27 protein-coding genes, 1 tRNA gene and 1 pseudogene are annotated in these 25190 nt (G+C 23.9%); 12 read left to right on the forward strand and 17 right to left on the reverse strand.

The genetic code is table 11. From position 1 onward, the window contains the following. Positions 1-24 precede the first annotated feature (24 nt). The 7 genes from rpsG to AB4W74_RS02710 form a co-directional block, all read right to left on the reverse strand. Positions 25-495, reverse strand: coding sequence for a 30S ribosomal protein S7 (gene rpsG / locus AB4W74_RS02680; RefSeq protein WP_367681912.1), 471 nt, complete (start codon positions 493-495; stop codon positions 25-27). A gap of 47 nt (positions 496-542) precedes the next feature. Continuing rightward, the gene (rpsL, locus tag AB4W74_RS02685) at positions 543-917 is read right to left on the reverse strand and encodes a 30S ribosomal protein S12 (protein ID WP_367681913.1); all 375 of its coding nucleotides are present in this window, start codon (positions 915-917) and stop codon (positions 543-545) included. A 132-nt stretch (positions 918-1049) separates the two neighbouring features. Further along, positions 1050-1232, reverse strand: coding sequence for a sulfurtransferase complex subunit TusB (tusB, locus tag AB4W74_RS02690; protein ID WP_367682259.1), 183 nt, complete (start codon positions 1230-1232; stop codon positions 1050-1052). Positions 1233-1347: 115 nt separating this feature from the next. Then, entirely contained in the window at positions 1348-1707 is a 360-nt protein-coding gene (gene tusC, locus AB4W74_RS02695) for a sulfurtransferase complex subunit TusC (protein WP_367681914.1), read from the reverse strand. A 19-nt stretch (positions 1708-1726) separates the two neighbouring features. Then, entirely contained in the window at positions 1727-2113 is a 387-nt protein-coding gene (gene tusD / locus AB4W74_RS02700) for a sulfurtransferase complex subunit TusD (RefSeq protein ID WP_367681915.1), read from the reverse strand. A 65-nt stretch (positions 2114-2178) separates the two neighbouring features. Further along, positions 2179-2943, reverse strand: a complete 765-nt coding sequence (gene fkpA / locus AB4W74_RS02705; protein WP_367681916.1) for an FKBP-type peptidyl-prolyl cis-trans isomerase — start codon at positions 2941-2943, stop codon at positions 2179-2181. A 306-nt stretch (positions 2944-3249) separates the two neighbouring features. Next, the gene (locus AB4W74_RS02710; protein WP_367681917.1) at positions 3250-4464 is read right to left on the reverse strand and encodes an aspartate aminotransferase family protein; all 1215 of its coding nucleotides are present in this window, start codon (positions 4462-4464) and stop codon (positions 3250-3252) included. A 275-nt stretch (positions 4465-4739) separates the two neighbouring features. On the opposite strand from AB4W74_RS02710, the gene tsgA reads away from it, so the two are divergent. Continuing rightward, entirely contained in the window at positions 4740-5912 is a 1173-nt protein-coding gene (gene tsgA / locus AB4W74_RS02715) for an MFS transporter TsgA (protein ID WP_367681918.1), read from the forward strand. Positions 5913-5986: 74 nt separating this feature from the next. Here the strand turns inward: tsgA and trpS are convergent, their stop codons facing one another. From trpS to aroK, 4 genes are all read right to left on the reverse strand, one after another. Beyond that, positions 5987-7006, reverse strand: coding sequence for a tryptophan--tRNA ligase (trpS, locus tag AB4W74_RS02720; protein ID WP_367681919.1), 1020 nt, complete (start codon positions 7004-7006; stop codon positions 5987-5989). A gap of 26 nt (positions 7007-7032) precedes the next feature. Further along, on the reverse strand, positions 7033-7719 hold the full coding sequence (rpe, locus tag AB4W74_RS02725) for a ribulose-phosphate 3-epimerase (protein ID WP_367681920.1): 687 nt from the start codon (positions 7717-7719) through the stop codon (positions 7033-7035). Positions 7720-8080: 361 nt separating this feature from the next. After that, on the reverse strand, positions 8081-9163 hold the full coding sequence (gene aroB / locus AB4W74_RS02730; protein ID WP_367681921.1) for a 3-dehydroquinate synthase: 1083 nt from the start codon (positions 9161-9163) through the stop codon (positions 8081-8083). Between the two features lie 42 nt (positions 9164-9205). Then, positions 9206-9727, reverse strand: a complete 522-nt coding sequence (gene aroK, locus AB4W74_RS02735) for a shikimate kinase AroK (RefSeq protein ID WP_367681922.1) — start codon at positions 9725-9727, stop codon at positions 9206-9208. Positions 9728-10188: 461 nt separating this feature from the next. Between aroK and AB4W74_RS02740 the strand changes: the two genes are divergently transcribed. Continuing rightward, positions 10189-10273, forward strand: a tRNA-Ser gene (locus AB4W74_RS02740). Positions 10274-10349: 76 nt separating this feature from the next. On the opposite strand, the gene deoD is transcribed toward AB4W74_RS02740, so the two are convergent. From deoD to AB4W74_RS02755, 3 genes are read right to left on the reverse strand one after another with little or no spacing between them, the layout of a single operon-like run. After that, on the reverse strand, positions 10350-11060 hold the full coding sequence (gene deoD, locus AB4W74_RS02745) for a purine-nucleoside phosphorylase (protein ID WP_367681923.1): 711 nt from the start codon (positions 11058-11060) through the stop codon (positions 10350-10352). 32 nt (positions 11061-11092) lie between these two features. Beyond that, positions 11093-12325 carry a phosphopentomutase gene (locus AB4W74_RS02750; RefSeq protein ID WP_367681924.1) on the reverse strand — a complete coding sequence of 411 codons (1233 nt, stop codon included), beginning with the start codon at positions 12323-12325 and terminating at the stop codon, positions 11093-11095. Positions 12326-12356: 31 nt separating this feature from the next. Next, positions 12357-13955 carry a peptide chain release factor 3 gene (locus AB4W74_RS02755; protein ID WP_367681925.1) on the reverse strand — a complete coding sequence of 533 codons (1599 nt, stop codon included), beginning with the start codon at positions 13953-13955 and terminating at the stop codon, positions 12357-12359. Between the two features lie 569 nt (positions 13956-14524). Between AB4W74_RS02755 and AB4W74_RS02760 the strand changes: the two genes are divergently transcribed. After that, positions 14525-14686: an asparaginase domain-containing protein gene (locus AB4W74_RS02760; RefSeq protein ID WP_367682260.1), complete on the forward strand. Its 162-nt coding sequence runs from the start codon at positions 14525-14527 to the stop codon at positions 14684-14686. A gap of 508 nt (positions 14687-15194) precedes the next feature. Here the strand turns inward: AB4W74_RS02760 and AB4W74_RS02765 are convergent. Then, positions 15195-15772, reverse strand: a pseudogene (locus AB4W74_RS02765) (NfuA family Fe-S biogenesis protein). Positions 15773-15873: 101 nt separating this feature from the next. Between AB4W74_RS02765 and AB4W74_RS02770 the strand changes: the two are divergent. Further along, positions 15874-16260, forward strand: coding sequence for an alpha/beta fold hydrolase (locus AB4W74_RS02770; RefSeq protein WP_367681926.1), 387 nt, complete (start codon positions 15874-15876; stop codon positions 16258-16260). 52 nt (positions 16261-16312) lie between these two features. After that, entirely contained in the window at positions 16313-16642 is a 330-nt protein-coding gene (locus AB4W74_RS02775; protein ID WP_367681927.1) for a hypothetical protein, read from the forward strand. Between the two features lie 55 nt (positions 16643-16697). Here AB4W74_RS02775 and ssb read toward each other — a convergent pair whose 3' ends face one another. After that, the gene (ssb, locus tag AB4W74_RS02780; protein ID WP_367681928.1) at positions 16698-17207 is read right to left on the reverse strand and encodes a single-stranded DNA-binding protein; all 510 of its coding nucleotides are present in this window, start codon (positions 17205-17207) and stop codon (positions 16698-16700) included. Between the two features lie 963 nt (positions 17208-18170). On the opposite strand from ssb, the gene dnaB reads away from it, so the two are divergent. From dnaB to hemW, 5 genes are all read left to right on the forward strand, one after another. After that, positions 18171-19568, forward strand: a complete 1398-nt coding sequence (dnaB, locus tag AB4W74_RS02785; protein ID WP_367681929.1) for a replicative DNA helicase — start codon at positions 18171-18173, stop codon at positions 19566-19568. 196 nt (positions 19569-19764) lie between these two features. After that, the gene (gene gshB / locus AB4W74_RS02790; protein ID WP_367681930.1) at positions 19765-20757 is read left to right on the forward strand and encodes a glutathione synthase; all 993 of its coding nucleotides are present in this window, start codon (positions 19765-19767) and stop codon (positions 20755-20757) included. Continuing rightward, positions 20738-21160 (forward strand): Holliday junction resolvase RuvX, encoded by a 423-nt coding sequence (ruvX, locus tag AB4W74_RS02795; RefSeq protein ID WP_367681931.1) that lies wholly within the window; start codon positions 20738-20740, stop codon positions 21158-21160. Before gshB ends, ruvX begins: the two co-directional genes overlap by 20 nt. Positions 21161-21175: 15 nt before the next feature. After that, positions 21176-21856, forward strand: coding sequence for a YggS family pyridoxal phosphate-dependent enzyme (locus AB4W74_RS02800; protein ID WP_367681932.1), 681 nt, complete (start codon positions 21176-21178; stop codon positions 21854-21856). Between the two features lie 40 nt (positions 21857-21896). Beyond that, positions 21897-23024, forward strand: coding sequence for a radical SAM family heme chaperone HemW (gene hemW, locus AB4W74_RS02805; protein WP_367681933.1), 1128 nt, complete (start codon positions 21897-21899; stop codon positions 23022-23024). A gap of 5 nt (positions 23025-23029) precedes the next feature. Here the strand turns inward: hemW and trmB are convergent, their stop codons facing one another. After that, positions 23030-23752: a tRNA (guanosine(46)-N7)-methyltransferase TrmB gene (gene trmB / locus AB4W74_RS02810; protein ID WP_367681934.1), complete on the reverse strand. Its 723-nt coding sequence runs from the start codon at positions 23750-23752 to the stop codon at positions 23030-23032. 110 nt (positions 23753-23862) lie between these two features. On the opposite strand from trmB, the gene mutY reads away from it, so the two are divergent. After that, positions 23863-24906 (forward strand): A/G-specific adenine glycosylase, encoded by a 1044-nt coding sequence (gene mutY, locus AB4W74_RS02815; protein WP_367681935.1) that lies wholly within the window; start codon positions 23863-23865, stop codon positions 24904-24906. A gap of 15 nt (positions 24907-24921) precedes the next feature. Next, the gene (locus AB4W74_RS02820; protein WP_367681936.1) at positions 24922-25158 is read left to right on the forward strand and encodes an oxidative damage protection protein; all 237 of its coding nucleotides are present in this window, start codon (positions 24922-24924) and stop codon (positions 25156-25158) included. The last annotated feature ends 32 nt before the right edge of the window (positions 25159-25190 follow it).

Raw genomic sequence — 25190 nt, forward strand, 5'->3', positions numbered from 1 at the left:
TTTTAGAAAATATCCTGAAAATAATCACCAGCGATAATGAGCAAAAGCTTTATTAGCTTCAGCCATACGATGTACTTCTTCTCTTTTTTTAACAGATGCACCTTTATTTTCAACAGCATCACATAACTCGTTTGATAAACGTAGTGCCATTGATTTATCAGCTCTTTTACGTGCAGAATCAACAATCCATCTCATAGCTAACGCGTTACGACGAACTGGTCGCACTTCAACTGGAACCTGATATGTTGAACCACCAACACGACGAGATTTTACTTCTACTGCTGGACGAACATTTTCTAAAGCAATTTCAAATGCTTCTAACTCTTTTTTCTCTGTTCGTTTAGATAAATTTTTTAATGCACTATAAACAATAGCTTCAGCAATAGATTTTTTTCCATTTATCATTAAAATATTAATAAATTTAGCTAATAATTCAGAAGAAAACTTTGGATCTGGTAAAATTTTACGAGTACTAATAATACGACGACGAGGCATAAAAAAACTCCATTAATTAAATAAAAAATTTATTTTTTTAGATAGAATTAAACTTTTATTCTTTTAACACCATATTTAGAACGTCCTTTTTTGCGCTCTTTCACGCCAGCACAATCTAAAGATCCTCTAACAATATGATAACGAACTCCAGGTAAATCTTTTACTCGACCACCACGTATTAAAACAACTGAGTGTTCTTGCAAATTATGTCCTTCTCCACCAATATAAGCAGTTACTTCAAAACCATTTGTTAATCTTACTCGACAAACTTTACGTAATGCTGAGTTGGGCTTTTTGGGAGTAGTAGTATATACTCGAGTACAAACTCCTCTTTTCTGCGGACTGCTTTCTAAAGCAGGAACGTTGGTTTTAACTGTTTTACGTAAACGAGGTTTACGAACCAACTGATTAACTGTTGACATATCTAAAAATCTCCTTATTTATTATAAGTAATATGAATGATGATATTAAGATAATGTAAAAAATTGAGGTCATATTGTATCATGTAGAATTTGAGGAGTGGATATATAAATCAAGAAACAAATAAATATATTTTACCAGCTCATTTGTTGTCTATGTTTTAATGTCAGCGAAACAAAATGGATATAATTGATTAAAGTAAAATGACTAGAAATGTTCTTTTGCAAACCTCTAGCATATACATCTTCTTTTATCACATAAAGATTTGATGAAGAAAGAATTATTTTTTCTAAAAAAATATTATCAATTAATGCAATTAAAACACCATCTTGTAGAGCTAAAAAATCATCTTTTTTTTTAACATTTTTAAAAAAAGAGAAATATCAGTTTTGAAAGGAGAATTTATTAAAGTATGTAACATATTCGTATACCTTAAATATTAATTATGGCATCATGATCATCTAATTTTAAACGTAAAAAATCTTGACTTAATATATTTACTTTTAATATAAATTGATCATGAAAATATAAACCTCTATCAATCAATGATGATGCACAACAATAAAAATTATCAATTCCAAAAATAGGTAAAATACAAAAGGACGCTGTATAATTACGTACTAAAATATTTTCTGATCCAGAACTTTTTAAAAGTTGTAAAACCCCATCTCCAATAAAAAACAAACTAATTTTTTTTATAATCGAAGAAACCCCCAAAATAGCGTCTAAACCTTCTTTTCCAAAACTGGTCCCATGAGGGGAATGAGAAAAAACAAAAGCAATTTTTTTCATTGGAATAAATTATATTATATTAAAATTGTATTATACGATCAGACAGTTTTATAGAATTAGCTAATTCTATTAATCCACTTAACTGAAAAAAAGAAGCAAGATTGCCTTTTTTAAAATTTTTTTTTAATAATTCTTCATCTTCAACAACGCCTCTTCTTAGAGCTGCACTAATACAAACATATAATTTTACCTTATATTTTTCATGTAATTTTTGCCATCCTCTAACTAAATCAAATTCATCAATAGGTGTTTGATTAAAATTATTTGCATTTAAAACTCCATCAAAATAAAAAAAAATGCTATTTAATGTATGATACATTTTTATTAAAGATTCACAAAATAAGAAAGCTGTACTAGCATTTTGTGTTCCATAAGCGGAACCGGTAACTAAAATTGTATAATTCATTTTAAAATATCTTTTTCTAAATATTAAATTCGATATATATTATTTATGATGATATTCAAAGAAGATTAATTTGAAATATTTTTTATATCTAACAGTTCTATATCAAAAATCAAAGTAGAATTTCCTGGAATTCCATTAATTTTATTATTTCCATATCCTAATTCTGGAGGTATAATTAATTTTATTTTACCACCTTTTTTGATATATTTTAAACCTTCTTGCCAACCTAATATAACATCTTTTAACATTATTTTTATTGGCTGACCTCTTTTATAAGAATTATCAAATTCTATACCATTGATTAAAGATCCTTTATAATGTACAGTAATTTCTGTATTATTATTAACTTCTTCTTGTCCATCTCCTATTTTTTCAATAACATATAAAAGACCACTAGGTGTTTTATTTACTCCTTCTACTTCAGAAAATTTTTTCATATATAATTGTCCTTGAACTAAATTTTCTTTTTCATTTTTTTTAATTTGAATTTCTGTAATACGTTTTATTTTGTCTTCTAATTTTTTTAGAATCATAGAAATCTCGTGTTTTGATAACTTTAAATCACCTGAAATAGCATCTTTTACTCCCAATAAAATACTTTTCTTATCTAATTTTATTCCTATATCTTTTTGTCTTTGAAAAGATTGATTTACATAATCACCTAAAGATACTCCTAAAGAGTATCCTACTTTTTCATTATCATTTTTAAAAAATTCTTTTTTTTCTGAATATGATTGAATGTTTAAAAAAGGCAGGTTTTCTGAAAACGATATTGGAATAAAAAAAATTAAATATAATAATAAAATTCTTTTCAATAGAAAAAAAATCATGTATTACCCCGAAAAAAATATAAAAATAATAAATTTACTTAATATATTAAAAAATTTATTTGAAATTATTTAAAATATAAAAAATAAAATTATTTAATTGTTATACTATTTATATGTTAAAAATAAAAAGTTAATAATTATTAATAAAAAGAAATAATAAAACAATACATTAATATGTATAATTTATTAAAATTTGATTAGGAATTAAATTATCTTTAAATTATTAATGCATAATAGATATAAAAATAATATAAGTATATTATATTCCTTCTATTAAAAAATATAACTTTTTTTTAATTAAATTTTTTATAAACATTTTTCCAAAGCACGATAAAAACGTTTCATACCTTCAGTAATATCCTTTTTACTAATAATTAAGGAAGGTGCTAATCGAATAACATTATGACCTGCAGTTAAAAAAATTACCCCCTCTAAAAATGCCAATCTAATTATATCATGTATTTTTTTAACAAATTCAGAATGCAACACGATTCCAATAAGCAATCCTTTTCCTCGTATTTCCTTAAATAATCCAAAACGTTTGTTAATGATTTCTAATTCAAAAAGTATTTTCTTTAATTTTTTTTCAACGCCTAATAAAATTTTTTTAGTATTGATAATATCCATTACTGATTCAGCAACAGAACAGGCAAGAGGATTTCCCCCATAGGTAGTACCGTGAATACCAGGTTTAATTACAGAAATAATTTTATTTGTTGTCAACATTGCACTTATTGGAAAACCCCCACCTAAAGATTTTGCAATAGTTAAAATATCAGGTTTTACTTTATAATGCTCATATGCATACAATTTTCCTGTTCTACCTATCCCAGTTTGAACTTCATCAAAAATCAATAGCGCATTATATTTGTTACATAACTTTCTAATTTCCCGAACAAAGGGAATCGTTGCGGGTATGATGCCCCCTTCTCCTTGAATTAGTTCCATAACAACAGCAGCAGTATTATTATCAATAATATCTTTAATAGTGGAAATTTTGTTAAATACAGCGTGCATAATTGATGGAGGTTTTGGTCCAAAATAATCAGAATACTTTGATTGTCCACCTACAGAAACAGTAAAAAACGTACGACCGTGAAATGAGTTATAGAAAGATATAATTTTATTTTTTTTTAAATGATATACTTTAGATGAATAATAACGAGCAATTTTAAATGCAGCTTCATTTGCCTCAGCACCTGAATTTGCAAAAAAAACACGAGATGCAAAACTAGAAGAAATTAATTTTTTAGCTAACCGTAAAGCTGGTTCATTTGTAAAAATATTACTAATATGCCATAATTTTTTACTCTGTTGACTTAAAATTTTATTTAGTAAGGGATGACAATGACCTAATGATGTCACAGCAATACCACTCGAAAAATCAATATATTCCTTTCCTTGTTGATCCCAAATACGACTACCTTTTCCTTTTATTGGAATAAAGGATGCTGGATCGTAAAAAGGTAAAATTAGTTTATCAAAACTATCTCGTGTAATTAATTTTTTTTTTGCTATCATTAAATTTCCTAAAATATGTTCACTTAAATAATAAAAAATTACAAACTAAAATAGTTACATGTATAAAATTAAAATATACATTAAATTTTATTAAAATTAAACTTATTTTATCAGCAAATTAAAAAAGATACGAATAGATTCTGTTAAATTAACAACTATTATACTTGCTATCATATTGATACAATTATTTGCATAATAAACAAATAATATATTCAAAAAAAAATAAAAAAAATAGAAAATATATTAAATTATAATCTTTATAAAATAGGTAAAATATGAAAAATATTAACCAAATAGGACTAACATGGATTAGTTTTTTTTCATACGCTTTTACAGGTGCATTAATTGTCGTTACTGGAATGATAATGGGAGATATTGCTAATTATTTTAGTTTATCTATATCAAAAATGAGTAATGTTTTTACTTTTTTAAATGCAGGTATATTAATATCAATTTTATTAAATTCTTGGGTAACGAACATAATATCAATAAAAAAGCAATTAATATTAGGTTTTTTACTTTCAATAATAGCAATACTAGGTATCATTTTTTCAAATAATATTTTTACGTTTTCTGTTAACATATTTATTCTTGGATTAGTAAGCGGAATAACAATGTCTATTGGTACCTTTATTATTACATATCTATATTCAGGTGAAAAGAGAGGGTCAAGATTATTAATTACCGATTCTTTCTTTAGCATGTCTGGCATGATATTCCCTATAATTACTGCTTACATATTAGAAAAAAAATTTTCATGGTATTGGATTTATATATTTATATCAACAATTTATTTATTTATTTTTATTTTAACAATAAATTTAAAATTTCCAGAAACTAAAGAAAAAGTAAAAAGCAAAACAACATTTAAATATAATATGAATATAATTTTATTATCTATTTCAGCACTGTTATATATTTTAGGACAATTAAGTTTTATCTCTTGGGTACCTCAATATGCCACTGAAATTATAAATATTAATATAAAAAAAACTGGTACTTTAGTAAGTAATTTTTGGATGGCTTATATGATTGGTATGTGGTGCTTCAGTTTTATAATTAAATTTTTTAATTTAAAACGAATGTTTGTTTTTTTAACAGGTATTTCTTCTATACTTATGTATTCTTTTATTCATAGCAAAAATTACTTAACACTACAGTCTATTATTATTGGATTAGGTTTTTTTTCTAGCGCTATTTATACTATTATTATAACTTTAGCATCATTAGAAACAAAGAAACCATCTTCTAAATTGATAAATTTAATACTATTTTTCGGAACAATTGGGACACTTCTGACGTTTATGATAACTAGTCCTATTGTAGAAAAAAAAGGATTATACGCAACTTTAATTTTTTCAAATATATTGTACGGAATAGTATTTTTTTTATCCCTTCTGATTTTTACAAAAATAAAAAATAAGCTTTTTTTTGAAAAATCATCTTAAAATAAGATTTTTATCTTTAACTATTTTACTAAAAAAAATAATTAAATAAACTAGAAAAATTAATCATTTCTGGTTTATTTAAAAAATAAATCTATATCCATAATTGAATAAACTCGTTTTAAAAGTTTCTCAGATTTTAATCGAGCTTTAATCGCTCCATCCTGAGCAACTTTTTTTAAATAAGATTCATCTTTTCGATAATTTAAATAAGATTTTTGTAATCTACGTAAAAATTGCGATATATTATCAAAAATAATATTTTTAAATTCGCTATACATTACACCATTAAGTTCCTTTTCTAAAATATTAATTTCTTTATTTGTAATAGCAGAAAGAATTTCTAATAAATTTGAAATACCTAATTTTCTTTTTTTATCATAATATATTTTAGGTGGTGTTTGCGAATCTGTAATGGCATTCTTTATTTTAAAAAAAATAGAAGAAATGTCTTCTAATAAAAAAATTACGTTGTTTTTATTCATATCTGATTTAGACATTTTTTTTTTGGGTTCTAACAAAGACATAACTTTCGATCCGCTGATATCAATTAGCGGCTCAGGCAAAGTAAATATATCTCCATATAAAAAATTAAAACGATGGGCAATATTCCGAGTTAACTCTAAGTGTTGTTTTTGATCTTGTCCTACTGGAACTAGATTGGTTTCATATAATAAAATATCGGATGACATTAATATAGGATAATTAAATAGTCCAACGTTTATATTTTCAATACAATTATTTCGTATCTTTTTTTTGTTTTTAAATTGTGTCATTCGAGATAATTCACCAAATTGACTAAAACAACTTAAAACCCAATTTAATTGAGTATGTTGATAAACATGCGACTGAATAAAAATAATGCTTTTATTAGGATCAACTCCACAAGCTAAATATAGCGCTAATGTATCTAATACTGATTTTTTTAAAGAAAAGTTTTTATTTAATGTAGTTAAAGCATGTAAATCGGCAATACAATATATACAATCATAAATATTTTGAAATTTAGACCAATGACGCATTGATCCTATATAATTCCCAAGAGTTAAATCTCCAGAAGGTTGAACTGCACTAAATAATATTGGCTTAGAGTTCATTGGAGGGTAATCCTAAATATAAAAAATTAATGAATAAATCTTGAGTTAACATATTTTAATTCCTCACGTATTTTTTTTATTATAATATCATAATTAGTATGACCAAAAAGTGCAGAACCAATAACAAAAACGTTTGCGCCTGAAAAAGCTATTTCAGCAATATTATCCAATTTTACTCCTCCATCGACTTCTAAAAGAATATTAGAAGAATTAAGTTCAATTTTTTTACTTACTTCACGTAATTTATTAAATGTAGATGGCAAAAAAGATTGACTGCTAAATCCAGGGTTTACAGACATCAACAAAATTAAATCCAATTTATGCATAACATAATCAAGAAAATTAAGAGAAGTAGAAGGGTTAAAAGCTAATCCTGCTTTACATCCATTCTCTTTAATTAAATTTAAAGTGCGATCGACATGATCTGTTGCTTCTGGATGAAAAGTAATAAAATTCGCTCCAGCTTTAGCGAATTGGGGGATTAAATTATCTACAGGTTTTACCATTAAATGTACATCAATTGGAACGGTAATATTATAATCACGTAATGATTTTAAAATCATAGGACCCATAGTTAAATTGGGAACATAATGATTATCCATCACATCAAAATGTATCCAATCTCCACCTGCATCTATAACTTTTTTTGTATCTTTTCCTAAACGTGCAAAATCAGCAGATAAAATTGAAGGTGCCAAAAAAAATTTTTTCATATAAATTTTCCTATTTTTAATAAATATTAAATACATTTAAAACTTTCTAACTAATTTTTAATTAGTTCTAAAAATGAGCAAATGTAGTCAAATAATTTATAATACATTCAAAAAATTTTATTTTAATTAAAAATATATGAAAGAAGACATTTTAAATAGCATATTAAATATAAAAAAATATTTTTATATATATATTAAATTAAATTTATGAAATTTATTTTTAAATTCTTATACAATTAAAAATAAAAGAAATAAATTTTATTTATAAATTTTCAAAAATAAAAAAATAGATTTAATATGTAGATAAATTAATAAAATAAAAATTTTATTTATTTAAATTTTAATTTTTATTACTCATAATTTATTGAAAATATTTAATAGAATTTAAAATAATGTTTTTATCAATTCCAGAATAAATTTTAGCTTTTCCAATAGAAATTGGAAGAACTAATCTTATTTCTCCTGAAATCACTTTTTTATCTCGCATCATATATGGCAAATATGATGCAGCAGACATATTTTTAGGACCTTTAATAGGTAATCCTGTCTTTTTTAATAAAGACAATATTCTTTCATAATCTGCTTTTTTTAAAAACCCCATCATCTCTGATGTACGAGATGCCATAACCATACCTACTGAAATTGCTTCACCATGTAGCCAGTTACCATACCCAGAATGAGCTTCAATAGCATGACCATAGGTATGACCAAAATTTAAAAGTGCTCTAAAATTATTTTCTCTTTCATCTAAAGAAATAATTTTTGCTTTAAGTTCACAACATTTTTTTATACAATAAGGCATTAATGTATCATTAAGTAGTAATAAATTTTCAATGTTTTCTTCTAACCAATTAAAAAATTTTTCATCAAAAATAATAGCATACTTGATCACTTCTGCAATACCAGAAATTAATTCATTATATGGTAATTTTTTTAAAAAATCGATATCAATAACAACAGAAGAGGGTTGCCAAAAAGAACCAATCATATTTTTTCCAAGAACATGGTTCACTCCAGTTTTACCACCAACGGAAGCATCTACTTGAGATAAAAGAGTAGTAGGAATTTGAATAAATTTTACACCTCTCTGGTAAATAGCTGCTGCAAATCCAGTTAAATCACCTATTACACCTCCTCCTAACGCAATTAAAGTGGTATCACGAGAATGTCTTTTTTCTAATAAAGAAGAAATAATTACTTCTAGTTCATTTAATGTTTTAAATTGTTCTCCATCTGAAAGAATCACTTGATCTACTTTTATTCCTGATTTTCTGAGATGAAATAAAACTTTATCTTTAAAAAGATTAGCTAATGTCTTGTTGGTAATCAACATAGCTTGATTTCCTGGTTTTAAAGGAAAAAAAATATTATCTTCTTGAATAATACCAGATCCTATGCTAATAGGATAACTTCGCTTTCCTAAAACTACTTTTATCTTTTCCATAACTATTTATGCTCTATTAACTGTTTTATTTAAAGTATTTTACTAAATTTTATCTAAAAAATTAATTATATGATATGTGATAGATTTAGCGCTTTTATTATCAGTTTGAATTTTAAAATCTGCTATTTCTTCATATAATGGATTTCTTTCAAGAGCTAAATTTTCTAAAATAGTACGATTAGAAACATTAGATTGTAATAATGGTCTCTTGGTATCTCTTTTTGTACGTAATAACTGTTTTTCAATAGTAGTTTCTAAATATACAACAATACCACGAGCTGATAAAATATTTCTATTTTCTTTAAATTTTACTGAACCTCCACCGGTAGCAAGAATAATACCTTGTTTTTTTGTAAGTTCATCAATGATTTTTACTTCCCTCTTACGAAAACCATGTTCACCTTCTACATCAAACACCCAACTTATATTTGCTCCAGTACGATTCTCAATTTCTTGGTCAGAATCAAAAAAATCCATATTGAGTTGTTGAGATAAATGACGACCAATAGTACTTTTACCAGCTCCCATCGGTCCAATTAAAAATATATTTCTTTTTTCTGCCATATTTTTATTACTAAGATAATTCGTTAATAATATCGATGCTGAACAATTTTGCTAGCAAGACATAAAAAAAAGCTAAAAATAGAATAAATTAATTTTTTAAAATATTCTAAATTAACGATAATTGTATACTTAAAATATTTTTATTAATTTTCCATGAAAATATTTCATCCTTATATAATAAAAGAGATAAAAAAACTTATAATACTACATTTACAAAAATGTAATTTAAATTTTTTATGGTATAAAAATTTTATTAAAGTAAGACACATTCTATCAGAGTAAACCGTGATGTTTCTATAATTTATTTATTATTTTAATTTACAATATTTTTTCTACATTTTTAATAAATTTTATATCTTTATAAATTTTTATATAATCGTATTAAATTTTTTAGTAAAATTTAATACTTGACGTAATTTGTTTTTTAAGTTTAAATATTATTTCTTTAAAAAATTTTCAGAGGTGAGATGTCCGAGAGGCTTAAGGAACACGCCTGGAAAGCGTGTATATGGAAACGTATCAAGGGTTCGAATCCCTTTCTCACCATAAGGAATTTAAGGTAAATTTTTTTATAATTTAATGTAAACTTTTTTAAAAGTATATTTTTTTAAAAAATAATTATTTACAAAGAAAATGCAACTTCTAAGGCAATATTAATCATATCATTAAAACTAGATTCTCTATCTGCCGATGAAATAGATTCTTTTTTTATAATATGATCAGAAACAGTGCAAATTGATAAAGCTTGAGCGTTAAGTTCAGAGGCAACAGAATATATTCCAGCAGTCTCCATATCTACTCCAATAATATTATATTTCTTTAAAATATTTAACATATCTTCATCTTCTCCGTAAAATGAATCTGTTGTAAAAAAATTACCAATATGAACTTTAAAGTTCATTTTTTTAGATATTAAAAAAGAATGAAAAATCATCTCAAAATCTGCAATTGCAGCATAATCATGATTGCGAAAACGTATTCTATTAGTTTTTGAATCAGTTGATGCCCCCATACTAATTACGATATCCCGCAATTTTATATAATCTTGAACAGTACCACAGGTTCCAATACGAATAATTTTTTTTACATTATATTCAGTAAGCAACTCTCTTACGTATAGAGATGCAGAAGGTATACCTATTCCATGACTCATAATAGAAATTCTTTTATTTTTGAAATATCCTGTATATGCTAACATCAATCTAGTATCGTTCACTTGAACAACATTGTCTAAATAGTTTTCAGCTATATATCTAGCTCTAATTGGATCACCAGGCATAAGAACTATTTTTGAAAAAGCATTTTTTTCACTTTTAATATGCAGTGTAGGCACTAATTTTTTCCTTATTTTAAAAAATAACTTTGTTAAAGCATATTTTTACCATATTTCATATCAGACAAAGAAAAATATCTTGCAATAGTTTGTCCTATATCAGAAAAGGTATCTCGATGACCTAAAAAACGTATTTTTTTACTTGGAGAATATATTAATATAGGAATATTTTCTCTAGTATGATCTGTTCCTTTCCACGTAGGATCGCATCCATGATCTGCAGTTAAAATAAATAAATCATTCTTTTTTACTAAATCAAGCATTTGTGATAATCTAACGTCAAAAAATTCTAAACCTTTAGCGTATCCTGAAACATCACGACGATGCCCCCACATTGAATCAAAATCTACAAAATTAGTAAATACAATAGTATTATTTTCAGCTATTTTCATTTGATCAATCGTAACATTACATAATTCTGTCAACCCATTAGCTTTAATACTTTTACTAATTCCTACTCCTGAATAAATATCTGAGACTTTTCCTATACCAATAACTTTACCAATCTTCTCTTGTATTAATTTTTCCATAAAAGTTAGAGAAGAAGGCTTTACTGAAAAATCCCGTCTATTTTTAGTTCTTTGAAAATTTAATTTATTTGTTCCAACAAAAGGTCTAGCTATAACTCGAGCTACTTTATATTTATTTTGATCCAGTATCATACGAACAGTTTTACATATTTTATATAATTTTGATAAGCCAAATGTAGTTTCATGACACGCTATCTGAAAAACAGAATCAGATGAAGTATAAAAAATAGGTTTACCTGTTTTAATATGTTCTTCACCTAAATTTTTTATTATTTCTGTTCCAGAAGCATGACAGTTACCAAGAAAACCTGGTAATTTTAATTTTATTGAAATTTCTTTAGTTAATGGTAAGGGAAACGAACAATTTTTATCTTTGAAATAATACCAATCTCCTAAAAAAGGTGAACCAGCAATTTCCCAATGTCCAGAAGTAGTATCTTTTCCAGAAGACACTTCACTAGCAAAACCATAACTAGCAATAATATTATTTTCTTTTATTTGATTACTAAATCCTAATGGATATTTTCCTGTAGAAGCATAATAGGATTGAACTATTCCCAATTTTTCTAGATTAGGAATATATAAAGGACCTTGTCGTTTTATATTAGCTTTATCTAAAAAACATTGTTTTGCTATATGTCCAAAAGTATCTGCACCAATATCATTAAATTTATACGCATCAGCGCTGGAACCTATACCGAAAGAATCTAAAATCATTAAAAAAACACGTTTCATTATTAATACCTAAAAAATTAAACAAGTATATTTATTGTTCTCTTGTTTTATCAAAAAAAATATCATTATAAAGATTTTTAGTTATGTTTAAATTAGCTTTATTGGGTGCTAAATATATTAATTGATTAAAACTATCTAAAGCTATATAAGACTTGTTTTTATTCACGAATTCAAAAATACTTTTTTTATTTTCTGATCTAATCCAACGTGCAATAAAAATATCTACTTTTCTATATGTTGCATCTATTTTATATTCAATATTTAAACGCTCGATAACAACATCAAATTGCAATACACCAATAGCACCTAAAATTATACTATTATTAATCATAGGACGTAATACTTGTATTGCACCTTCTTCTGATAATTGAAATAAACTCTTTTTTAATTTTTTTTGCTGTAATGGGTTTTTTAGAACAATACCTCGAAATACTTCTGGTGCAAAACTTGGAATACCAACAAATTGAATGTCTTCTCCTTCTGTAAAAGTATCTCCAATTTTTATTGTGCCATGATTATGTATTCCTATTACATCTCCTGGATATGCTTTTTCTACTATAAATCTATCACCAGCTAAAAAAGAAAATGCATCAGAAATAGTAATATTTTTTTTTGTTCTTACATGCCTCAACTTTATACCTTTTTTATATTTTCCAGAAACAATTCTCATAAAGGCTATTCGATCGCGATGTTTTAAATCCATATTTGCTTGGATTTTAAATATAAAACCTGTTAATTTTTTTTCTTCAGGCTTCACTTTTCGTATATTAGTTTGACGATAAACCGGAGAAGGAGCCCACTTTATTAAGCTTTCTAAAATATGATTAATACCAAAATTACCTAATGCACTACCAAAAAAAACAGGAGTCATATAACCTTTTAGAAATTTTTTTTTAATAAATTCTGGATATACATGAGTAATTAATTTTAATTCTTCATGAAATTGTATATTTAAATCTCTACCAATATATTCTTTTAAAGAAGGTTCATTTAAAAAACAACAAAATGATTTAGAATGAAAAAAATTAGATTTTTTAATTATATTTTTTTTATATAAATGAATCATTTTATCATGAAGATGATAAATACCTTTAAAACTTTTTCCACAGCTAATTGGCCAGGTGATTGGAGTACAATTTAACTTTAAATATTTTTCAATTTCATCTAAAATTTCTATTGGTTCAAGACTATCACGATCTAATTTATTAATAAAAGTAATAATAGGAGTATTATGTAAACGAGTCACATTCATTAGTTTTTTTGTTCTCTCTTCTATTCCTTTAGCTGCATCAATAACTAATAAACAACAATCAACTGCAGTAAGTATTCGATATGTATCCTCTGAAAAGTCTTCATGACCTGGAGTATCTAATAAATTTATTAAAATATTTTTATATGTAAATTGCATAACTGATGTAGTAACAGAAATTCCACGACGTTTTTCAATATTCATCCAATCTGATTTGGCATATTTACCATTTCCTCTACCTTTGATTGTACCAGTAGTACGAATGGCCTTTCCTAAAAGGAGCATTTTTTCAGTTACTGTTGTTTTTCCAGCATCCGGGTGAGAAATAATGGCAAAAGTTCGTCTTTTTTGTAATTCTAATTGATGATGTACATTACACATAGAGACTCATTTGAGTTTTTTATTATTAAAAATTTTAGATATAAAAAAATCTAGATTTTTAAAAAAATACTAATTAGTTGTTTTGATTTATTTAAAAAAAAATAATAAATATAAATTAAATTGCATGTAATAAAAAATATTTATAATTAAATTAAAAAAAAAGTTTTTGTTAATGGAAAAATATATGTATTTTATATACAGGTAGTACAATTGGAATAAAAAATAACGATATGGATATATCTAATTTTTAGTTATTTTCAAAAAATAATTGACTAATATGTTATATTTTTATGAAATAAATATTTCAAATTTTACTATTAAGGAATACAGTCTATTAATTGATTCATCGAATATGAGTCTAATAGAATGGCAGAGCGATAGAAGATGAAATAAAAAATAATTATTATCAATACGACAATTTTATCATCCTTTGTAAAACTAAAAATATAGCATATACTATCTCCTTTTTATAATTTATATTAGAAAATTTAGATAAACGAATAATAATAAATAGGATCTCAAATGCCTTTATTAGATATACAATTAGATAATTAAAAAATTTTTTTAATCTGTTATTCATTATAGCTTATCACCCTATTCAGGAAGTTACTCTCTTTTTTAATTATAATTTATATAGAAGAAATAGAAAAACTAAATTGCATGATAATCAATTAAATGATTTTTCTTCAAATAACTTAGAAAAATTATTAAGAATAAGTGATAAAATTTAATTTTTCATAAAAAAATAAAAAAATAACTAAAGGCTTAAAAAATTTAAACTTAACTTATTATAATAAAAATATATTCAGGTAATTCTAAAAAAAATTATGAAAAAATTTTTTTAAGTGCTGTTAAAGCGCTAATTTTTATGTACTTCTAGTATAAAAAATACTACTTAAAATATAAATTTTTTAATAGAATTAGATATAGAATGAAAAAAATATCATTGTTATAAATTTAAAAAAATGTAAATTAGAAAAACGAATATGAATAGATATAAAACAGAAAATTCACTTATAAAGTGTGCGTTTTTCATAGATACGATTTAAAAATAGAAGCGGATTTGACTAAATTATACTTTTTATTCAGTCACAATTTTTTAATTAAAAAAAATCGTATTTAAATAAAAAATAATTTACGAGGTAAAATAAGTCGAAAATAAATACTTTTAAAAAGTAATATTTTAAGACTTATATAATTTTTATTAAAAAATTCATTTAAAATTTCTATAAAATTTTTTTAATAAAAGGAATTTTTATCATGAAAATGATCAGTCTTATCAACAACTTTTTTTATTTCAGGAAAAAAAGATAATATTTTTTTTTCAACTATTTGTTTTAAAGTAGAACCAATCATTGAACATCCATTACATCCCCCACTAAATTTTATTAAAGCCATATGATTTTCATCAATTTTAATTAAATTAACTTTTCCGCCGTGCATTGATAATTGAGGATTTATACTAATATTCAAAAAATTTTCTATTTTTCTTGTAAAGAAGATGTATTTTTATGCAAAATGTTTTTTGTAGCATATGGTGCTTTAAAAGTTAAATGAGAACCTAGTTTATCTACTATTAAATCAATTTTAGAATTTTTTAAAAAACCAATAATAGATTTATCAACGTAAACAAAGAAATTCTCATATTTTATTTTTATATCAGATTCTTCTACTTCGTTCTTTTCACAATATGCTACTCCACATTCTGCATTATGAGTTCCTGGATTAATAATAAAAACACGTATTTGGGTTCCAATAGATTCTTTGGATAAAAGTGAAGTAAAATGATTTTGAGCATTTTTAGAAATAGTAATCATTAACTTAAATTTAACTATAATTTTAATTATATATAATACTACTAACTTATTAAAATAAAAACAAGAATATTCTATATAAAAAATATTCTTTTGGAGAAAAAATGCAACAATTTTATTGGAAAACTATTGGTAATGGCAATGTTAATATTGTTTTATTAAATGGATGGGGTTTTAATTCAGAAATATGGTTTTTTATAATAAAAAAATTAAATAATATATTTAAGTTTCATTTAATTGACTTACCAGGAATAGGGGTAAATAGGCATATAGATCCTATGAAAATAAATGAAATAACTTCAATTTTATACAATAATATGAAAAAAAAATCAATTTTTTTAGGATGGTCAATAGGAGGATTAATTGCTAATCAATTCGCAATGTCATATCCAGAACGTGTATTAGGAATAATAAATGTAGCATCTTCTCCATGTTTTACAAAAAAAAAAATGGCCTGGAATAGAAAAAGAAAAAATATTTTATTTTTATAAAAATTTAACAAAAAATTATTATGAAACTATAATTAATTTTTTATATATACAAATGATGGGATTAAAAAATCCTCCTAAAGACTTAAACTATTTAAAAAAAATATTATCTTATGCAGAACAACCAAATAATAAATCATTAAAAAACGGATTAGAAATACTTCTTTCGACTGATTTAAGATACGAAAAAAATATATTTAAATTTCCATTTTTACGTATATATGGTTCATTAGATATTTTAGTTTCAAAAAAAATATGTAAAATACTTGATGAAAAATGGCCTGATTCTAGTTCTATTGTTATAGAAAAAGCTGCACACGCCCCATTTATTTCTCACAAAGAAAAATTTTGTTCTATTATATTAAAATTTATAAAATCTTTATAAAAGATATACTATATAGACCCCAAAATATAATTGGGGCTATAAATATTTTTATTTTTTAAAAAGGTATTTCATCATCAAAATCTATTTCCTCAGAATCAATTTTCTCTTGATTTGTTTGATTTTTTTCTAAATTCTTTGAAGAATTAGATCTTTCTAATTCTTTTGTTTTTAATATATTATTATTTTCGTTTGATATAATATTTTGAGAATTAGAATTACGATTACCTAACATTTGCATTGTACCGCCAATATTAACTACTACTTCTGTAGTATAACGTTCAAGACCATTCTGATCCTGCCATTTTCTAGTTTGAAGAGATCCTTCAATATATACTTGTGAACCTTTTCTTAAATATTCCCCAGCAATTTCAGCTAACTTTCCAAATAAAACTATTCTATGCCATTCTGTTTTTTCTTTGCTTTCACCAGTATTTTTATCTTTCCAGTTTTCTGAAGTTGCAAGCGTCATATTTACCACTGCATTACCATTAGGCATATAACGTACTTCAGGATCTTGACCTAAATGACCAATTAAAATTACTTTATTTACACCTCTGCTTGCCATAATACAAACTCCACTGATAAATTTAAAAAAACACATTATTAAGAAATTTTGAATTATTTATAGTATAAAAAATTATAAATATCTTATTTTATAAAACTAAATATATAGAAGTTACTTTATCAGTAATTCCCTATAATATTAGAAATATCAAAATTTTTTTAAAATATATTTTTGTGAAGTTAAATAAAAAAAAAATTTTATAAATTTAGGATACATTACAGATATTTAATCATAGGAAAAAAAATAATATTTACCTATAGATTAATATGCTATTTTAAATAATTCTTAATCTTCAAAAAATAATTCAAAAATACAAAAAAATAACTTTTTATATTCAAAAAACATTAATAATTTTTAAAACATGATAATTATGTACTTCTAATATTAAAAGCTACTATATTTATATAAATAAAAATGCTATTAGTTAATAAAAAACTTATATATTATAATGTCTTATTAATAATATAATAAATTAGATTAATTAAAATCCTATAATTTTTTTTTAAAAAATTTAAAACAGAAAAAATGTATAAAATTATGATAAAATTAAATTAAAAAAAAATTTTATAAGTATAAATTTTTTTATGTATTTATATATAATATCTTTAATTATAAAAATTTATATAAAACTTAGCAAAATCTAATAAAAATATTAATTTAAACATTATTTAGTATATCAAAAAAAATATTCCCCTAAAAAATATTCCCCTAATATCAAGAATATTATTTTCAAAAAATAAACTAATAAAAATATTAAGGTATATATTTTTTAAAAAAAATTAAATACATAATTATTAATTACATCAAGATAATAATATAAAAATAAAAAATATTTTACATATTTCTAAATAAATAAAAATATAACAAGATATAAAACAATATAAAGAAATCTCGATTAGATTAGTTAGTAAATAGTCTATTTCTATAATACTAAAATATAATTTTACAATGATTTACTAAATAATGGTATATGCAATATATATGGCGAAAAATAAATCATATTTACATCAAATGAATAGATTAAAAATTCCACCTCATTCTTTAGAAGCGGAGCAATCAGTACTAGGTGGTTTAATGTTAGATAACGAACAATGGGATTCTGTTTCAGAACATGTAGTAGCAGATGATTTTTTTAGCAAACCCCACCGTTTGATATTTCAGGAAATGCAAAAATTATTGGACTCAGGACATCCTATTGATTTGATTACATTATCAGAATCTTTAGAACAAAAAGGAAAATTAGAAAGTGTAGGTAGATTTTCTTATTTAGCTGAATTATCAAAAAATACTCCTAGTACAGCAAATATTATTGCGTATGCTGATATAGTACGAGAAAGAGCAATAGTTAGAGAGATGATACTAGTCGCTAATAAAATAGCCAATGCTGGATATGACACGCAAGGTAGAAAAAGCGAGGAACTACTAGATTATGCAGAATCTAGTGTTTTTAAAATCGCTGAAAAACGTTTTAAAAAAGACTCTGGACCTAAGAATATCGAACAAATTCTTGATGAAACAGTTACTAGTATTGAAAAATTATTTTTATCACCCAATAATGGGGTAACAGGAATCAATACAGGATATCAAGACTTAAATAAAAAAACATCAGGATTACAACCTTCTGAACTTATTATTATTGCAGCAAGGCCTTCTATGGGTAAAACTACTTTTGCAATGAATTTATGCGAAAACGCTGCTATGTTATATGAAAAACCAGTATTAATTTTTAGTTTAGAAATGCCTGGAGAACAGATTATGATGCGTATGTTAGCCTCATTATCTAGAGTAAATCAAGCACGTATTAGAACTGGACAATTAAATGATGAAGATTGGTCTCGAATGTCTGGTACAATTAATGTTTTGCTTAAAAAAAAGAACATTTACATAGATGATTCTTCAGCTCTTACTCCAAGCGAAGTACGCTCTAGAGCACGACGTATTTATCGCGAAAATAATGGATTAACTTTAATTATGGTCGATTATTTGCAATTAATGAGAGTACCGTCTCTGTCTGATAATCGCACTCTTGAAATTGCTGAAATATCTAGAACTTTAAAAGCATTAGCAAAGGAATTACAGGTACCTGTTATAGCTTTATCACAACTAAATCGTTCTTTAGAACAAAGATCAGACAAAAGACCAGTAAATTCAGATTTGCGTGAATCTGGATCTTTAGAACAAGACGCAGATTTAATTATGTTTATATATCGAGATGAAATATATCATGAAAATAGTGATTTTAAAGGTATTGCTGAAATAATAATAGGAAAACAACGAAATGGACCAATTGGAACAATTTGTTTAACATTTAATGGACATTGGTCTAGATTTGATAATTATTGTAGTTCTAAATACGATTAAAAATTAATCAATAGAATATAAATATATTTTTAAAAATATTTATATTCATTAAAAAATAATAGGTAAATATAAGAATTTTTTTACATTCTTATGACTTTTTGTAGTTCAATAGTTAATTTTATTGCAATAAAATATATTTTTTATAATAATAAAATTATTTTTAAAAAAATTTAATTAATTTTGAAATAAAAAAAATATGAAAAAAAAACAAAATTTAAAAATTGGAATAGTAATGGATTCAATTAAATTTATTAAAATCGAAAAAGACTCCAGTTTTGCTATTCTATTAGAAGCACAAGCAAGACAACATGAACTTTATTATATAGAAATAAATGATCTTTATTTGAGAAAAGGTCAATCATACGCAACGGCAAAAATAATAGAAGTACAAAAAAAAGAAAAAAATTATTTTAATATAATTAAAAAAAAGGATATGTCATTAAATGAATTAGATGTAATTCTCATGCGTAAAGATCCTCCATTTAATACTGAATTTATTTATGCAACATATATTCTTGAACGAGCAGAAGAAAAAGGATTATTAGTTATCAATAAACCAAAAAGTTTAAGAGATTGTAATGAAAAAATATTTATATCATGGTTTTCAAAATTTACTGCAGATACATTAGTAACAAGACAATTATTAAAAATATATGACTTTTGGAAAGAAAAAAAAGATATTATCGTAAAACCATTAGATGAAATGGGAGGGAAAAACATTTTTCGAATTAAAAAAAATGATCCTAATTTTTCTGTTATTATAGAAACACTTACACAGTATGAAAATAAATATTGTATGGTACAAACTTATCTTCCAGAAGTAAAAAATGGTGACAAAAGAATTCTTATTATAAATGGTAAACCTATACCTTGGTGTTTAGCGAGAATACCGAAATGTGGAGAAACAAGAGCAAATTTAGCTGCAGGTGGAATAGGAAAAGTACAAAAATTGAGTAATGAAGATTGGGAAATAGCTAACTATTTAGGTCCAGTTTTAAAGAAAAAAGGATTAATTCTTGTCGGATTAGATATAATAGGAAATAAATTAACAGAAATCAATGTTACAAGTCCAACATGTATTTGCGAAATCGAATCAAAAAAAAATATTTCCATTACAGGTGATTTAATAAACTATATTGAAAAAAAAATATATAAAAAGAGACTATCCAATGATAGTAATAGCTTTTGATTTCGGATTAAAACATATCGGAGTTGCAGTTGGAGAAAATATTCTTAAAAAAGGCAGAGCTTTAAATAAATTATCTGTACATAATGGAAATCCAAATTGGAATAATATAAAAATATTGTTAAAAAATTGGCAGCCTCAATTTTTAGTTGTAGGGCTTCCACTAAATATGGACGGAACAAAACAAAAAATAACAAAAAAAGCAGAAAAATTTGCTTATCTATTAAAATATAAATTTAATATTATTGTTTTTTTACATAACGAATGTTTAAGCACAAAAGAAGCTAGGTCATTAATATTTCACAAACATGGTTTTAAAGCACTACAAAAAAATAATATACATTCTATTGCAGCTGTCATTATACTAGAAAGTTGGTTTAACCATAATTCATTATTAGGAATTTAAAATAATTAATATAATATGAATAAGGTAAATGAAAATATTGAAATAGTGAAGAACTATATTAAAAATTTTTTCAAAAAAAATAATTATCCCTATAAAAAAATAAAAATAATAGGTGCAAGTAAAAACCAAGAAATTGATACCATTAAATTAGCAATACTATCTGGAATAGATGAATTTGGAGAAAATTATTTACAAGAAGGAATCAAAAAAATTCAAAAATTAAAAAAATACAAAAATATTATTTGGCATTTTATAGGAAAAGTACAATCTAAAAAAACCAAAATAATTGCAAAATATTTTGATTGGTGTCAAACAATAGATCGAGAAAAAATTGCGATTTTATTAAATAAACATAGATCAAAAAATTCAATTCCCATGAATGTTTTGATGCAAATAAATATTTCTAATGAAATTAATAAAAATGGTGTATCTATAAAAAATTATAAAAAATTAGCAAATATTATTTCTTTAATGCCGCATCTAAATTTTCGTGGGATTATGATTATGCCTGAAATAATAAAAAAAAATGTAGAAAAAGATAATGATTATAAAAATGCACAAATTATTTTTAATCAATTAAAAAAAGAATATAAATCAGTTGACACTTTATCATTAGGTACAAGTTTTGATATCGAAAAAGCTTTATCATTTCAAAGCAATATGATAAGAATCGGACATTCTATTTTTAAAAAATAGTATAAAACACTAAAATTTATCAAAATAAAAATACATTACTATGTTTAAACTTCCTCCTATTAGCTTATATATACATATTCCTTGGTGTTTAAAAAAATGTGGATACTGCAACTTTTATTCAAAAGTCAAAAAAAGCACTCTTCCAGAAGAAGAATATATTAAACATTTATTAAAAGATTTAGAAAAAGATGCTATTTTGATAAACCAAAGAACAATAAAAAGTATTTTTATCGGAGGTGGAACACCTAGCTTACTCACTAGTAATGGGATAAAAAAATTAATAAAAGAAATTAAAAAAAGAATAAATATTTCCCATACAGCAGAAATTACAATAGAAGCCAATCCAACAACATTAGAATATAAACGTTTTTTAAATTATAAAGATTCAGGTATTAATCGTTTTTCTATCGGTATTCAAACATTTAATTCAGATCTATTAAAAAAAATAGAACGTACATATGACAAAAAAGAAGCGATATTAGCAATAGAAGAAATAAAAAAAATTAATATAAATTTTAATTTAGATCTTATGTATGGTTTGCCAAACCAATCATTAAATGATGCATTATTAGATTTAAAAATTGCGACCAAATACAATCCATCGCATATATCATGGTACCAATTAACTATAGAACCTAATACTATTTTTTATACAAAAAATCTAAACTTACCCAATGAAAAAATTATATTTCAAATTTTAAAGCAAGGAGATAATTTTTTAAAAAAATCAGGATATAATAAATATGAAATATCTTCATATTCAAGATTAAATTATGAATGTAAACATAATCTTAATTATTGGAATTTTGGAGACTATATAGGAATAGGATCCGGAGCACATGGTAAAATTACAAAAAAAAACGGAGATATTATTAGAACCGTTAAAAATAATATTGATCATTTTATTAATGGAAATTATTTAAAAAAAAAATTTATTGTTATAAAAGAAGAAAAATGTTTAGAATATTTTATGAACGCTTTTAGACTATATCAATCTATATCACAAAAACAATTTGAAGAAAGAACTAATATTAATAAAAGTTATATAAAAGATAAAATTAAAAAAGCAATAAAAGAAGGATATATAAAAGAAAAAAACAATTTTTGGAATACAACAAAAAAAGGTAAAAAATTTCTTAACTCGTTATTAGAAATTTTTTTAGACTAGTAAAATTAGTATTTCTGAAATTGAAACATAAAATCAAAAACTTTTCTTCCTGAAATATTAGCCTTTCTTTCAAATTTTGTAGTTGAACGAAATTGATCTTGTTGACTAAATTTATTTTTTTTTGACAAAAATGTATAATTATCAATATTTTTTATATGATTTAATATATAATAACTATATTCTTTTGAATCAGTAACAATATGTAATATTCCGTTGAAAATTAATTTTTTTAAAATATTTTTCAAAAAACTATATTGTATCAACCTTCTTTTATGATGTCGTTTTTTATCCCATGGATCTGGAAAAAAAATTTGTACTTTTGATAAAGTATGATTTAAAATCATGTTATCTAGTACTTCAATAACATCATGATGAATAATTTTTAAATTATAAACACCATAAAAATGAGCTAAACGTAAACAAGATCCTATTCCTGGTTTATATACTTCTATTCCTAAAAAATTTATTTCAGGAAAATTAATGGCGGATTGTACTAAAGATTCACCCGATCCAAAACCAATGTCTAAAATAATAGGAGCATAATTATCAAAAATAGATGATAGATTTAATGGATATAATTGAAAATCAATACCAAAATTAGGCCAATAGTGCAAAATAGCATTTAATTGAGCATTCGTCATGCGACCTTTTCTAGATACAAAACTACGATTTTCTCGTAAAAAAATACCTTTTTCATTATATTTAGGTATAATAATATTATTTTTCATAATAGATTCACTTTTTCGTAAAATATAAAAAATTAAAATAAACTATAATTATATTTTATTTAAAAAAATATTTGTATTATTTTTTTTCTAAATTAAAAAACTTCTTTAAAATGACTATATATAACTTTTCACAGTTAATACTTAATTGGTATCACAAACACGGAAGAAAAAATCTTCCATGGCAAAAAGATAAAACACTATACAAAGTTTGGATATCAGAAATTATGTTACAACAAACAACTGTTAAAACAGTAATTCCATATTTTCAAAAATTTATATTACATTTTCCAAACATACAAGCTTTAAACAATGCTCAATTAGATGATATCTTATATTTATGGAGTGGACTTGGATACTATAAAAGAGCTGAAAACATTTACAAAACAGCAAAAATCATTAAAGAAAAATACAAAGAAAAATTCCCGACAGAATTTGTAAAAGTCCTTCAATTACCAGGTATTGGAAAATCTACAGCAGGTGCTATATTATCTTTGTCTATGAATTATTTTTTTCCTATTCTAGAAGGAAATGTAAAAAGAATTTTAATGCGATATTATGGTATAATTGGATTTATAAAAGAAAAAAAAACAGAAAAAAAATTATGGAAATTAATTGAATCTATTACTCCAATGAATAATACTGGTAACTTTAACCAAGGAATAATGGATATCGGTGCTTTAATTTGCACTGTAAAAAAACCAAAATGTAATATATGCCCATTAAAAAAAAAATGTATAGCATATTCAGAAAAAAATTGGATACAATACCCTCTAAAAAAAAATAAAAAAATAAAATTAGAAAAAAAATCTTGGTTTATTATAATTAAGCATAAAAATACATTTTGGATGGAAAAAATAAATGAAAAAAAAATCTGGAATAACTTATTCTGTTTCCCAAGATTTAATACTGAAATATGTGCTGCAAAATGGTTAAAGGAAAAAAAAATTGATATATATCAAAAAAACAATATTATTCAAGATTTTAAGCATCATTTTAGTCATTTTGTATTACATATCGTACCAATCCTTATTCAACTACCTTTTTATAAAAATTTTAAAAATACAAAAAAAATAGGAATTTGGTATAATATAAAAAAAAATAACCATATGGGTTTGCCGCAACCAGTTTTAAAAATATTAAATAAATTTAGATAAAAAGGTATTCATATAATGCATCGTATCATTTTTTGTACATTTTTAAAAAAAAAATCTGAAGGTCAAGATTATCCTCCTTATCCAGGAAAATTAGGAAAAAAAATATACAATGAAATATCTAAAGTAGCTTGGAAAGAATGGAAATTACAGCAAACAAAAATTATCAATGAAGAAAAGCTAGATATGTTTAACAAAAATGATAGAAAAAAAATAGAATATTATATGAAATTATTTTTGTTTAAAAATGAATAAACAAATCTTCTATATTAAAATATCAATAATCT

It is taken from the genome of Buchnera aphidicola (Hyalopterus amygdali) (genome assembly GCF_964059015.1).
GTDB lineage: Bacteria > Pseudomonadota > Gammaproteobacteria > Enterobacterales > Enterobacteriaceae > Buchnera > Buchnera aphidicola_BN.